At 36.4% G+C, this 12,134-nt stretch carries 16 protein-coding genes; all 16 read left to right on the top strand.

The genetic code is table 11. From position 1 onward, the window contains the following. Positions 1 to 153: 153 nt before the first annotated feature. Positions 154 to 1,083 (top strand): bifunctional riboflavin kinase/FAD synthetase, encoded by a 930-nt coding sequence (ribF, locus tag ERCISPPS3390_RS01215; protein ID WP_197095041.1) that lies wholly within the window; start codon positions 154 to 156, stop codon positions 1,081 to 1,083. Positions 1,084 to 2,066: 983 nt separating this feature from the next. Then, entirely contained in the window at positions 2,067 to 2,453 is a 387-nt protein-coding gene (gene tusD / locus ERCISPPS3390_RS01220) for a sulfurtransferase complex subunit TusD (protein ID WP_197095042.1), read from the top strand. After that, entirely contained in the window at positions 2,453 to 2,812 is a 360-nt protein-coding gene (gene tusC, locus ERCISPPS3390_RS01225) for a sulfurtransferase complex subunit TusC (RefSeq protein WP_197095043.1), read from the top strand. Before tusD ends, tusC begins: the two co-directional genes overlap by 1 nt. A 7-nt stretch (positions 2,813 to 2,819) precedes the next feature. Further along, positions 2,820 to 3,107 (top strand): sulfurtransferase complex subunit TusB, encoded by a 288-nt coding sequence (gene tusB / locus ERCISPPS3390_RS01230; protein ID WP_197095044.1) that lies wholly within the window; start codon positions 2,820 to 2,822, stop codon positions 3,105 to 3,107. Between the two features lie 135 nt (positions 3,108 to 3,242). Next, positions 3,243 to 3,617 carry a 30S ribosomal protein S12 gene (rpsL, locus tag ERCISPPS3390_RS01235; protein ID WP_197095045.1) on the top strand — a complete coding sequence of 125 codons (375 nt, stop codon included), beginning with the start codon at positions 3,243 to 3,245 and terminating at the stop codon, positions 3,615 to 3,617. Between the two features lie 131 nt (positions 3,618 to 3,748). Continuing rightward, on the top strand, positions 3,749 to 4,219 hold the full coding sequence (rpsG, locus tag ERCISPPS3390_RS01240; protein WP_197095046.1) for a 30S ribosomal protein S7: 471 nt from the start codon (positions 3,749 to 3,751) through the stop codon (positions 4,217 to 4,219). Between the two features lie 107 nt (positions 4,220 to 4,326). Beyond that, complete coding sequence (gene fusA / locus ERCISPPS3390_RS01245; RefSeq protein ID WP_197095047.1) at positions 4,327 to 6,435, top strand: elongation factor G; 2,109 nt, start codon at positions 4,327 to 4,329, stop codon at positions 6,433 to 6,435. 81 nt (positions 6,436 to 6,516) lie between these two features. Beyond that, positions 6,517 to 7,701 (top strand): elongation factor Tu, encoded by a 1,185-nt coding sequence (gene tuf, locus ERCISPPS3390_RS01250; RefSeq protein ID WP_197095393.1) that lies wholly within the window; start codon positions 6,517 to 6,519, stop codon positions 7,699 to 7,701. 329 nt (positions 7,702 to 8,030) lie between these two features. Then, positions 8,031 to 8,342 (top strand): 30S ribosomal protein S10, encoded by a 312-nt coding sequence (gene rpsJ, locus ERCISPPS3390_RS01255; RefSeq protein ID WP_072666160.1) that lies wholly within the window; start codon positions 8,031 to 8,033, stop codon positions 8,340 to 8,342. Positions 8,343 to 8,371: 29 nt separating this feature from the next. Beyond that, positions 8,372 to 9,007 carry a 50S ribosomal protein L3 gene (gene rplC / locus ERCISPPS3390_RS01260; protein WP_197095048.1) on the top strand — a complete coding sequence of 212 codons (636 nt, stop codon included), beginning with the start codon at positions 8,372 to 8,374 and terminating at the stop codon, positions 9,005 to 9,007. A 12-nt stretch (positions 9,008 to 9,019) separates the two neighbouring features. After that, complete coding sequence (gene rplD / locus ERCISPPS3390_RS01265; RefSeq protein WP_197095049.1) at positions 9,020 to 9,625, top strand: 50S ribosomal protein L4; 606 nt, start codon at positions 9,020 to 9,022, stop codon at positions 9,623 to 9,625. Further along, the gene (gene rplW / locus ERCISPPS3390_RS01270) at positions 9,622 to 9,924 is read left to right on the top strand and encodes a 50S ribosomal protein L23 (protein ID WP_197095050.1); all 303 of its coding nucleotides are present in this window, start codon (positions 9,622 to 9,624) and stop codon (positions 9,922 to 9,924) included. The genes rplD and rplW overlap by 4 nt, the downstream gene beginning before the upstream one ends. A gap of 21 nt (positions 9,925 to 9,945) precedes the next feature. Then, on the top strand, positions 9,946 to 10,767 hold the full coding sequence (rplB, locus tag ERCISPPS3390_RS01275) for a 50S ribosomal protein L2 (RefSeq protein ID WP_197095051.1): 822 nt from the start codon (positions 9,946 to 9,948) through the stop codon (positions 10,765 to 10,767). A gap of 16 nt (positions 10,768 to 10,783) precedes the next feature. Further along, positions 10,784 to 11,062, top strand: a complete 279-nt coding sequence (gene rpsS / locus ERCISPPS3390_RS01280) for a 30S ribosomal protein S19 (RefSeq protein WP_197095052.1) — start codon at positions 10,784 to 10,786, stop codon at positions 11,060 to 11,062. A 15-nt stretch (positions 11,063 to 11,077) separates the two neighbouring features. Then, positions 11,078 to 11,410 carry a 50S ribosomal protein L22 gene (gene rplV, locus ERCISPPS3390_RS01285; RefSeq protein WP_197095053.1) on the top strand — a complete coding sequence of 111 codons (333 nt, stop codon included), beginning with the start codon at positions 11,078 to 11,080 and terminating at the stop codon, positions 11,408 to 11,410. Between the two features lie 18 nt (positions 11,411 to 11,428). Next, positions 11,429 to 12,127 carry a 30S ribosomal protein S3 gene (gene rpsC, locus ERCISPPS3390_RS01290; protein WP_197095054.1) on the top strand — a complete coding sequence of 233 codons (699 nt, stop codon included), beginning with the start codon at positions 11,429 to 11,431 and terminating at the stop codon, positions 12,125 to 12,127. Positions 12,128 to 12,134: the final 7 nt, after the last annotated feature.

Consider the following 12,134-nt stretch of genomic DNA (forward strand, 5'->3'; position numbering starts at 1 on the left):
TTTCTCAGTTAATTTAAATTTCTTTTTTTTGCCTGATAAAAGTTCACATAATAAAAGCTTTCATCTTGTTCAAGTTAGTAATAAGACAATAGCCTGTCAAGTTTCTATAGAATGATCATTTTTTTCTATTTTTCTGCATTATTTGAGATAATTATGCGGTTGATACGTGGTATACATAATTTAAGGGCAGAAGAGCGTGGTTGTGCGTTAACTATTGGTAACTTTGATGGTGTACATCGAGGGCATCAGGCACTACTGGCACAGTTGTGCAGAAAAGGACGTCAATGTAATGTTCCGGTAATGGTTATGTTGTTTGAGCCTCATCCATTAGAAAGATTTTCCTTGGAGGCAGCACCTCCCCGTTTAACTAGATTACATGAAAAGTTATGTTATCTGAAAAATTCTGGAGTAAATTTAGTATTATGTACTCGTTTTAGTCATAATTTTGCCTTAAAAAGTGCGCATAATTTTATTATCGATTTATTAATAAATAGACTGGGTATAACATTACTAGCGGTAGGGGATGATTTTCGCTTTGGGTCAGGACGAAGCGGTGATTTTTTTTTATTAAAGAATGCTTCTATACGCTATGGTTTTGAGATTTTTGTCGCACAGACGTTATTGAACAATAAGCAACGTATAAGTAGTACCGCAATACGTCAAGCGTTAGCTACAAATAACTTATCTTTAGCTACAATATTACTAGGGCGCCCGTTTAGTATGTGTGGCAGGGTAGTGTCTGGAGATTCAATTGGTCGTGTTCTTGGGTTTCCTACTGCTAATATACCATTATTTCGTACCATATCGCCGATAATGGGAGTATATGTTGTATGTGTTAAAACATTGAATCATCAAGTGTTTCGTGGTGTGGCAAATATTGGAATGCGTCCAACATTAAAGCAACCGTATACACAATTAGAAGTGCATATATTAGATGCATCCATTGATCTGTATGGTCAATACATTGAGGTAATTTTTCTTTATAAAATAAGAGATGAAAAGCGTTTTGATTCGTTGTCTGCGTTAAAAAAACAAATTCAAAATGATGTAATAGTTGCTAGAAATTTTTTTGATCAGAAATAGTTTACATTTATTAAAGTTATATTATATTAAATTTTTTATATAATCAATGTTAGTAAAGTAATCATTTTTATTTTAAAAACAAGATCTTTATCAACAATTTTGATAAAAAAAATAAAAGCGCTTCAAAAGATTTTTTCGGAACATCTTTTATATATAAAGATAAAGCTATATCAAATATTAACTGATATTATTCTTTGTAAGAATAGTATAAAGAGTATAAAGTATTGTATGATACAAATTAAAATACATATATAGAGTTTTTTGAAAAAGTAGAAAGTAATTTTTTATTTTAAATAAAATCTTATTTATTTTTAGTATAAAAATACTATTTGAATTGAATAACATTAATTTTTTCACAGAAAAAATTAATGGCGGGATATAAATTTTTTAGTGAAATTCAGAATAAAGATATATGATATTTATCTGATTGGTAATCGCACTATGTCATTAAGAATTGTTCTTAAATAACATTTTAATTCTTAGAAAAGAAAAAAAAATTTTACTTTTATTAGAGATTATCCAATCATCCAATCAGAGCAACTCTCAAGCATATATTTTTAATATAAAGTTTATAGACAAGATTGATATGCGTTATTAACGGAAACGTAATATTGTGAGATAGTGTTATAAAGTTTGCAGTAAATAAAAAATTTTCAATGCTAAATGTTGTATGCATAAACTAAGGTAGTAATTTAGAATCTACTCTATTTATTTTATGATATTAGATAGTGATATAGCGTTTTTAAAATAGTTTAAAATATTTTTATGTATTGCATATGAGATATGATTTAGTTAATGTTAAAAATCTATTTTTATAGATACATAGATACCTAAATACCTAGAGAGTAGTACTGCTGATATTATCTAAAGAAGAAAAGTTGGTATGTGCACTTATTTAAGATTTCTAAAGGTATTGGTCTGCATAGACCCCCAGTATTTTAGATATGTATATAAGATTTACATACTCCAACAAAGGAGTAATTATGCGTTTTTGCCTTATGGTTACAGGGCCGGCTTATGGAACTCAAAATGCTAGCAGTGCTTGGTTATTTGCTAATGCAATTATAGCTAACAATCATACTCTTGATAGTATTTTTTTTTATAGCGAGGGTGTTATGAATGCCAACGCATTGCATTGCCCTGCTAGCGACGAAGTTAACTTGACTAATTTGTGGCAAAAATTACATCAGAAACATGGTGTTCTTCTGAATATTTGTGTTTCTGCGGCATTACGGCGTGGTGTTTGTAATCAACAAGAATCATTAGCGCTTGGCCTAGGAAAAGATAATTTAGCTACAGGTTTTCAATTGACCGGTTTAGTCTCATTAGTAGAAGCAGTGCTCACTTCTGATCGAATAGTAAAATTTTAATGAATGATATTGCTTTTATTTTTACACAGTGTCCGCATGGCTCTAGTTCCGGACGTGAAGGTTTAGATGCAGTTTTAGCGGCATTAACGCTAACTAAAAAAATTGGCTTATTTTTTGTTAGTGATGGCGTCTTACAATTATTGCCAGGACAAAATAGCGATGTTATTCTAGCACGTAATTACAGTGTTACATTCGGCGTCCTTCCTTTATATGACATAACACAGTTTTATGTCTGTGCAGCAGCGCTAGAAGAGCGTGGCATACTAGCTAAGAACCAGTTTCTTATAAAAGTGGACATATTACTTCCAAGAGATTTACGTATTATATTAAATCACTATAATCAAGTGATTACTTTCTAGGATTATCATGTTACATACCATCTCTCGCTCACCTTCTTATTGTGATTTTCCAGCTATTTTACGCCTTATTTCAGCAGGGGATGACGTTTTATTATTAGAGGATGGTGTTCTTTCTGGTATGCAGGGGTCTGATACTCTTCAAGAGCTTTTAAGCATGAAGATAACCTTATACATTTTAAGGGAGGATCTTATTGCTCGTGGTCTGCTAATATATATCTCCTCGCGGGCACGAGTTGTTAATTATGATGGATTTATACAACTAAGAATAAAAAATCTTCAGCAAATAGCATGGTAAATAACATATGGTGGTTCTTTTGTTATTTCTTGACTTTTGATAGTATTAAGTGTTAAATTTTAACTTAGTATAATTTTTCCAGTCATAAGGAAAAATTGCTGGTATTAGAAAAATCCAGAAGTCTAGGAGTGAGTTATGGCAACAGTTAACCAGTTAGTGCGAAAACCACGTGTACGAAAAGTTGTAAAAAGTAATGTGCCTGCGTTGGAGGGATGTCCTCAGAAACGTGGCGTATGTACTCGTGTTTATACCACTACCCCTAAAAAACCAAATTCAGCTTTGCGTAAAGTATGCCGTGTTCGTTTAACTAACGGGTTTGAAGTGACTTCTTATATTGGGGGGGAAGGTCATAATCTTCAAGAACATTCTGTGATCTTAATTCGTGGTGGTCGTGTAAAAGATTTACCAGGTGTGCGGTATCATACTGTACGTGGTTCATTAGATTGCTCTGGCGTTAAAGATTGTAAGCAGGCACGCTCTAAATATGGCGTAAAAAAACCAAAATCTTAATTTTTAAATAATTTTTTGTGAGAGTTTAGAAAGTCTAAATTTTATTAATAATGTAAATGGTTACTTAATTCATATAGTTTTTAAAGAACCTAAGAGTTTTTCAGTGTTATGAATGAATAATGGAGCATCTTATGCCACGTCGTCGCATTATAGGTCAGCGTAAAATTTTACCTGATCCAAAATTTGGCTCTGAGCTACTAGCTAAGTTTGTCAATATTCTTATGGTTGATGGTAAAAAATCTATTGCTGAAACCATTGTCTATCGTGCGATAGAGACTGTGATCCAGCGTTCTGGTAGGCAGGGGCTAGAAATATTTGAAGATGCCTTAGATCATGTTCGTCCGATCGTAGAGGTAAAATCTAGACGTGTTGGTGGGTCTACATATCAGGTACCTGTAGAAGTTCGCCCTGTACGTCGGAATGCGCTTGCAATGCGTTGGATTGTTGAGGCGGCTCGTAAACGCAGTGATAAATCTATGGCGCTACGTTTAGCAAATGAATTGGCTGATGCTGCAGATAATAAAGGAAATTCAGTAAAAAAACGTGAAGATGTTCATCGTATGGCTGAAGCTAATAAGGCATTTGCTCATTATCGTTGGTAAAATTACATAAACGTGATCAAAGAGATTAAATAATTTAATAAATAATTGAATAAATAGCTGATTTGTTTACCGTGTTGACTAAAACAACAGAGACTCAGAGGAATCATATGGCTCGTAATACACCTATAATGTGTTACCGTAATATCGGTATTAGTGCGCACATCGATGCAGGTAAAACGACAACCACTGAACGTATTTTGTTCTACACTGGTGTGAACCATAAAATTGGTGAAGTTCATGACGGTGCAGCTACTATGGATTGGATGGCGCAAGAGCAAGAACGTGGTATTACTATTACCTCTGCAGCTACAACTGCTTTTTGGTCTGGCATGGCTAAGCAATTTTCGTCTCATCGCATTAACATTATTGATACTCCAGGGCATGTTGACTTCACTATTGAAGTAGAACGTTCAATGCGTGTTCTAGATGGTGCAGTTATGATTTATTGTGCGGTAGGAGGTGTGCAACCACAATCTGAAACGGTTTGGCGTCAAGCTAATAAATATATAGTGCCACGTATTGCATTTATTAATAAAATGGATCGTATGGGTGCGAATTTTTTAAAAGTTGTCAATCAAATTAAAGTACGGCTTTCAGCAAATCCAGTACCAATCCAGTTAGCTATTGGTGCAGAAGAAACATTTATTGGTGTTATTGACTTAGTAAAAATGAAAGCTATTCATTGGAATGATACTGATCAGGGCGTGACTTTTACATATGAGACAATTCCTCTGGACATGAAAGAACTGGCGGAAGAGTGGCATCAAAAACTACTTGAGTCTGCAGCTGAAGCTTCCGAAGAATTAATGGATAAATATCTCAGTGGTCAAAAATTAACTGAAAAAGAAATCAAGGATGCTCTGCGTCAACGTGTCCTTAATAATGAAGTAATTCCTGTAACATGTGGATCAGCTTTTAAAAACAAAGGTGTTCAGGCAATGTTAGATGCTGTTATTGAGTATCTCCCAGCACCCACTAATGTGCCTGCAATTAAAGGCGTTTTAGATGATGGACGGAACACCGCAGTGGCACGTTACTCAGATGATAATGAGCCATTTTCAGCATTGGCTTTTAAAATTGCTACGGATCCATTTGTAGGTAATTTAACTTTTTTTCGTGTGTATTCCGGTGTTGTTAGGTCCGGTGATACAGTAATGAATCCAGTAAAATTACAGCGCGAACGTTTAGGTCGTATTGTTCAAATGCATGCCAATAAGCGCGAAGAGGTAAAAGAAGTATATGCGGGTGATATTGCTGCCGCTATCGGTTTGAAAGATGTTACGACCGGTGATACTTTATGTGATGTGAATAATGTGATTATTTTAGAGCGTATGGAGTTTCCTGATCCAGTTATCTCTGTAGCGGTTGAGCCAAAAACTAAAGCTGATCAGGAAAAAATGGGTATAGCTTTAGGTCGTTTAGCAAAAGAAGACCCTTCATTTCGTGTATGGACCGACGAAGAATCATCTCAGACTATTATTGCTGGTATGGGAGAGTTACATTTAGAGATATTAGTTGATCGGATGAAGCGTGAATTTAATGTTTCAGCTAATATTGGTAAACCTCAAGTAGCTTATCGTGAAACCATTTGTCAAACAGTGACTGATATCGAGAGTAAGTATATTAAGCAATCAGGTGGTCGTGGTCAATTTGCCCATATCGTAATTGATATGGGCCCTCTAGAAAAGGGTGGTCTAGGTTATGAGTTTGTCAATGATATTGTTGGTGGCTCTATCCCTAAAGAATTTATCCCAGCTGTAGATAAGGGTATTCAAGAACAACTAAAATCTGGTCCATTAGCTGGATATCCAGTGGTGAATATTAAAGTACGCCTTCATTACGGTTCATATCATGATGTTGATTCTTCTGAGCTAGCTTTTAAATTAGCTGCTTCTTTAGCTTTTAAATCTGCATTTAATCAAGCAAAACCTGTTTTATTAGAGCCAGTAATGAGAGTTGAAGTAGAAACTCCGATAGAATATATGGGTGATGTTATTGGTGATTTAAATCGTCGACGAGGTCTTATTGAGGGCATGGAAGATACTAATACTGGTAAGACTATTCGCGCTCAGGTACCTTTATCTGTAATGTTTGGTTATGCAACCGATCTACGCTCACAAACTCAAGGGCGTGCTTCGTACTCTATGGAGTTTTTAAAGTACTCTGAAGCCCCAAATTATGTTGCTCAAGCTGTTATCGAAGCTCGTGGTAAATAAATTTCTGGGTTTATATTATTGAATATTATTTAATTATCCCCACCAAGTATCGTGATGGTACAGAAAGTAAGGAATATTGTTGTGGCTAAAGAAAAATTTGAACGCTCTAAACCGCATGTAAATGTTGGAACTATTGGTCATGTTGATCACGGTAAAACCACCTTAACTGCAGCCATTACAACTGTGTTAGCTAAAACGTATGGTGGTACTGCGCGTGCATTTGATCAGATAGATAACGCACCAGAAGAAAAAGCGCGTGGTATTACTATCAATACTTCGCATGTGGAATATGATACCACCAAAAGACATTATGCGCATGTGGATTGTCCTGGGCACGCTGACTATATCAAGAATATGATTACTGGTGCTGCTCAAATGGATGGGGCGATTTTAGTCGTTGCCGCAACGGATGGCCCAATGCCTCAAACTCGTGAACATATTCTGCTTGGTCGTCAGGTGGGGGTGCCATATATTATTGTTTTTCTGAATAAATGTGATATGGTTGATGATGACGAATTATTAGAGCTGGTCGAAATGGAAGTTCGTGATCTTTTATCTCAGTATGATTTTCCTGGTGATATTACCCCAATTATTTATGGTTCTGCGTTAAAGGCTCTAGAAGGTGATGCCGTATGGGAAGCTAAAATTATCGAATTAGCTAATCATTTAGATAATTATATTCCTCAACCTCAGCGTGCGATTGATCAAGATTTTTTACTTCCCATTGAAGATGTCTTTTCCATTTCTGGTCGTGGTACAGTAGTTACTGGTCGTGTAGAACGTGGAGTCATTAAAGTTGGAGATGAAGTAGAGATCGTTGGCATTAAAGATACTGTAAAATCAATTTGCACGGGTGTGGAAATGTTTCGTAAGCTTCTAGATGAGGGCCGGGCAGGAGAAAATTGCGGCATTTTATTGCGTGGTATTAAGAGAGAAGATATTCAGAGAGGGCAAGTTTTGTCTAAGCCTGGAACTATTAAACCTCATACTCAATTTGAATCAGAAGTTTATGTTTTATCTAAGGAAGAAGGCGGACGTCATACTCCATTTTTTCAAGGTTATCGACCGCAGTTTTATTTTCGAACCACTGATGTAACAGGCACCATAGATCTTCCAGATGGGGTTGAAATGGTTATGCCAGGCGATAATATCAAGATAAAAGCAACCTTAATTCATCCAATCGCTATGGATGAAGGATTGCGTTTTGCTATCCGTGAAGGGGGTCGTACTGTTGGAGCTGGAATTGTCTCTAAAGTAATCTGTTGAATTTTGTTTCTAATTAGTTTTTTAAAATTTAATCAGAGATCTGTAGAGAATAAATATAATCCACTGATCTCTGATGTGTTGCTTTATAAATTAGAGTGAATATATAGATAAGAAATATTGCAGTTGCTTTGTATGTATACATCATATAATATGTTAATATTAAGAATATTGTACTGATTAATATTAAAAATGGTGTTAAAAGAAATATATCACTACTAATACATATCACTTATAACCTGTATTTTTATAACTAAAGATTACATGTACATACTAATCAAACAAAAGATTAGTCATAGTGTTTTTTTATAGATAATTGGAGTTCTGGTATAATGCAGAACCAAAGAATTCGTATCCGTCTGAAAGCTTTTGATCATCGTTTAATAGATAGATCTACATTAGAGATCGTAGAGACGGCTAAAAGAACCGGCGCACAAGTACATGGTCCTATTCCATTACCAACGCGTAAGGAGCGTTTTACTGTCCTGATTTCCCCTCATGTTAATAAAGATGCGAGAGATCAGTATGAGATTCGCACGCATAAACGCTTAGTTGATATTGTCGAGCCTACTGAAAAAACAGTAGATGCATTGATGAGACTAGATCTAGCTGCCGGTGTAGATGTGCAGATTAGTCTAGGTTAGTTTGCATATCCAGCAGGAAGAGGGTCAAAATGATTGGTTTCGTTGGAAAAAAAATTGGGATGACCCGAATCTTTACAGAAGAGGGCCTTTCTATACCTATTACTGTAATTCAGTTAGAAGAAAATCGTGTCACTCAAGTGAAGAAAATTGAAACAGATGGTTACACTGCTATTCAAGTAACTACTGGTATAAAAAAAATAAATCGGATTACTAAACCTCAAGCAGGTCATTTTGCGAAATCTGGTATCTTAGCTGGACGTGGTTTGTGGGAATTAAAAACTTCTAAAGTGGAATCATTTAATATAGGGCAGAGCATTAATATTCAGATTTTGTCTAATTCTGGTGTAAAAAAAGTTGATGTGTCTGGTTTTTCTAAAGGTAGAGGTTTTACTGGTACTGTTAAACGTTGGAATTTTCGCACGCAAGATGCGACGCATGGTAATTCATTATCCCATCGTGTTCCTGGATCTATAGGGCAAAATCAGACTCCAGGAAAAGTATTTAAAGGCAAAAAAATGGCAGGCCATATGGGAAATCAACGTGTAACTATTCAAAGCTTGAAAGTGATTCGTATTGACATTGATCGAAATCTGCTTCTAGTGAAAGGAGCTGTTCCTGGTGCCACTGGCAGTAATCTAATCATTAAACCAGCTGTAAAGGGGTAAAGAGGTATAGAAATGGAATTAGTATTAAACGATGCACAAGAGGTGCTAACTGTTTCTGATACTGCCTTTAATTGTAATTTTAACGAAGCATTAGTGCACCAGGTAGTTGTTGCATATGCAGCGGGTTCTCGTCAGGGTACTCGCTCACAGAAAACTCGAGCCGAGGTAACTGGATCAGGAAAAAAACCATGGCGCCAGAAAGGAACGGGTCGTGCTCGTGCTGGTTCCATTAAAAGTCCGATTTGGCGTTCTGGTGGTATAACTTTTGCTGCTAAATCTAAAGATTATAGCCAAAAAATTAACAAAAAGATGTATCGTGGTGCAATGAAAAGTATCTTGTCCGAGCTTATACGTCAAGATCGTTTACTTCTTGTTAAGAAATTTTTAATCGAAGAACCTAAAACTAGACTGCTTCTTGATAAGCTTCAAAAGATGAGTTTAAGCAATGTATTAATTGTTCTCTATTCTATAGAGGTGAATTTACTTCTTGCTTCACGTAATTTACATACAGTTAAGGTATGTCATGCGGCAGGTATTGATCCAATTAGCTTAATTTCTTACAAAAAAGTTATAATTACCGCTGATGCAATGAAGAAGATAGAGGAGATGTTTATATGAATTTGGAAGAACGCTTGTTAAAAATATTGCGTACTCCTCATATTTCTGAGAAAGCTTCTACTGCAATGGAAAAAAATAATACTATTGTTCTTAAGGTTTCCACAGATGCTAGTAAATTAGAAATTAAATCGGCTATACAGAAGATTTTTTCAGTAGAAGTAAAATGTGTAAATACATTATTAGTAAAAGGTAAATGTAAACGTCATAAACAGCGTATTGGTCATCGTAAAAACTGGAAAAAGGCTTATATCACTATTAAATCAGGTCAAAATGTAGCCTTGGTAGGTGGAACTGAATAAAGAAGGAGTGGCAGAATAATAATGACAATTGTGCAATGTAAACCGACATCTCCTGGTCGTCGTCATATGGTTAAGGTAATCAACTCGGAGCTACATAAAGGAAAACCATTCGCCTCTCTTGTAAAAAAACATACCAAAACTGGTGGTCGTAACAATACCGGCCGTATTACCACTAGACATATTGGTGGCGGACACAAGCAGGCGTATCGCGTAATTGATTTTAAACGGAACAAAGATGGAATTCCAGCACTTGTTGAGCGTCTTGAGTATGATCCAAACCGGTCCTCTAACATTGCGTTAGTGCTTTATCAAGATGGTATTCGTCGTTATATTTTAGCACCTAAAGGGGTAACATCTGGCGATCAAATACAATCTGGTATTGGAGCTATGATTAAAGTTGGTAACACATTACCTATGCGTTGTATCCCAGTTGGATCTACTGTGCATAATGTAGAAATGAAACCCGGGAAAGGTGGGCAGATTGCACGATCAGCTGGGTCTTATGTGCAAATCGTTGCCCGTGAAGGTTCTTATGTGACGTTACGTTTGCGTTCTGGTGAAATGCGCAAAGTGGAGATAGATTGTCGCGCTACTTTAGGTGAAGTCGGTAATTCTGAACATATGCTTCGTGTTTTAGGTAAATCAGGCGCTGCTCGCTGGAGAGGTATTCGTCCAACTGTTCGTGGTACAGCCATGAATCCCGTTGATCATCCGCACGGTGGTGGTGAAGGTCGCAACTTTGGTAAGCATCCCGTCTCTCCTTGGGGTTGGCAAACTAAGGGTAAAAAGACTAGAAGAAATAAACGTACTGATAAATTTATCGTGCGTCGCCGTAGTAAATAAATTTAAAGGATAAACCATGCCACGTTCTCTTAAGAAAGGTCCATTCATTGACCTACATTTACTAAAGAAGGTAGAAAAAGCTTTAGTAACCGGAGAAAGAAAGCCTGTGCGCACTTGGTCACGTCGTTCGACAATTTTTCCAAAAATGATTGGTTTAACCATTGCAATTCATAATGGTCGTCAACATATTCCTGTATTTGTGTCTGATGAGATGGTTGGTCACAAATTAGGTGAGTTTTCTCCTACTCGTACCTATCGCGGTCACATTTCTGATAAAAAAATCAAAAAACGCTAAAATAGGAGGATAAAGATGGAATGTATTGCACAACAACGACACGCTAGATCTTCTGCGCAAAAGATTCGTTTAATTGCCGATATTATACGAGGTAAAAAAGTTTCAAAAGCTTTGGACTTTTTAACCTATACAAATAAAAAGGCCGCGATTTTAGTTAAGAAAGTTTTAGAATCTGCCATTGCTAATGCAGAACATAACGAGGGTGCTGATATTGATAATTTAATTATTACAAAAATATTTATTAATGAAGGTCCCAGTATGAAACGTATTATGCCTCGTGCAAAAGGTCGTGCGGACCGCATTTTAAAGCGAACTAGCCATATTACTTTGGCCGTATCCGATCGATAAGACTCTGGAGAGTAGGAAATGGGTCAAAAAGTACATCCTCATGGTATGCGATTGGGTATCGTGAAATCTTGGAATTCTACTTGGTTCGCTAACACCAAGGAATTTGCTGATAATTTAGATAGCGACTTTAAAGTTCGTCAGTTTCTTATGAAAGAACTAGTGAAAGCATCAGTCTCTCGTGTTGTAATTGAGAGACCGACTAAAAGTATCCGCGTAACTATTCATACCGCTCGTCCTGGTATTGTTATAGGTAAAAAAGGTGAAGACGTAGAAAAAATTCGCCAAGTTATCGCAAATATTGCTGGTGTTCCTGCACAGATTAATATTTCTGAAGTGCGTAAGCCAGAACTAGATGCTAAGTTAGTTTCTGACAATATTGCGGCACAATTAGAGCGTCGTGTAATATTTCGTCGTGCTATGAAACGAGCTGTGCAGAATGCAATGCGTTTAGGTGCAAAGGGGATCAAAGTTAAGGTAAGTGGTCGTCTAGGTGGTGCTGAAATTGCACGCACTGAGTGGTATCGCGAAGGTCGCGTACCATTACATACTTTACGGGCGGATATTGATTATAATACCTCCGAGGCTCACACTACTTATGGTGTTATTGGGGTTAAGGTATGGATTTTTAAAGGTGAGATTCTAGGTGGTATGACCGCGATTGAACAACCGGAACAAGCTACCCCGCCTAAAAAGAAACAGCGTAAAATCCGTAAGTAAGGAGAAT

The sequence above is a fragment of the Candidatus Erwinia haradaeae genome, from assembly GCF_900698885.1.
Lineage (GTDB): Bacteria > Pseudomonadota > Gammaproteobacteria > Enterobacterales > Enterobacteriaceae > Erwinia_E > Erwinia_E haradaeae_H.